The organism is Streptomyces resistomycificus (genome assembly GCF_001514265.1).
Taxonomy (GTDB): domain Bacteria; phylum Actinomycetota; class Actinomycetes; order Streptomycetales; family Streptomycetaceae; genus Streptomyces; species Streptomyces resistomycificus.
Genome location: NZ_KQ949005.1, coordinates 179,545 through 180,271 on the forward strand (window position 1 = coordinate 179,545; position 727 = coordinate 180,271).

1 protein-coding gene is annotated in these 727 nt (G+C 65.6%); it reads right to left on the minus strand.

Features of this window, described 5'->3' with window-relative positions; all coding sequences use genetic code 11:
* A partial coding sequence (locus AQJ84_RS37495; RefSeq protein WP_063804460.1) for a 2-oxoacid:ferredoxin oxidoreductase subunit beta occupies positions 1 to 727 on the minus strand: 727 nt, incomplete at both ends.

Consider the following 727-nt stretch of genomic DNA (forward strand, 5'->3'; position numbering starts at 1 on the left):
CGGACGACGCCCTTGGAGCCGTCGGTGCCGAAGCGGACCGGCTGCCCGTGCTCGAGACGGATGACGGCCTCCTCGGCCCGCTGCTTGTCCTTGAGGGCGTCGAAGGCACCGTCGTTGAAGATGTTGCAGTTCTGGTAGATCTCCACCAGCGCGGTGCCCGGATGAGCGGCCGCCTGACGCAGGACCTCGGTGAGGTGCCTGCGGTCGGAGTCGACCGTGCGCGCCACGAACGACGCCTCCGCACCGATCGCCAAAGACACCGGGTTGAACGGCGCGTCCAGCGAACCCATAGGCGTCGACTTGGTGATCTTCCCGACCTCGGACGTCGGGGAGTACTGGCCCTTGGTCAGACCGTAGATACGGTTGTTGAACAGCAGGATCTTCAAATTCACATTGCGGCGCAGCGCGTGGATGAGGTGGTTGCCGCCGATCGACAGCGCGTCCCCGTCACCGGTGACCACCCACACCGACAGATCACGCCGGGAGGCCGCCAGACCGGTGGCGATCGCCGGGGCACGACCGTGGATGGAGTGCATGCCGTAGGTGTTCATGTAGTACGGGAAACGCGAGGAACAGCCGATCCCGGAAACGAAGACGATGTTCTCCCGTGCCAGGCCCAGTTCGGGCATGAAGCCCTGCACGGCGGCGAGGACGGCGTAGTCACCGCAGCCGGGGCACCAGCGCACCTCCTGATCGGACTTGAAGTCCTTCATCGACTGGCGGGCCT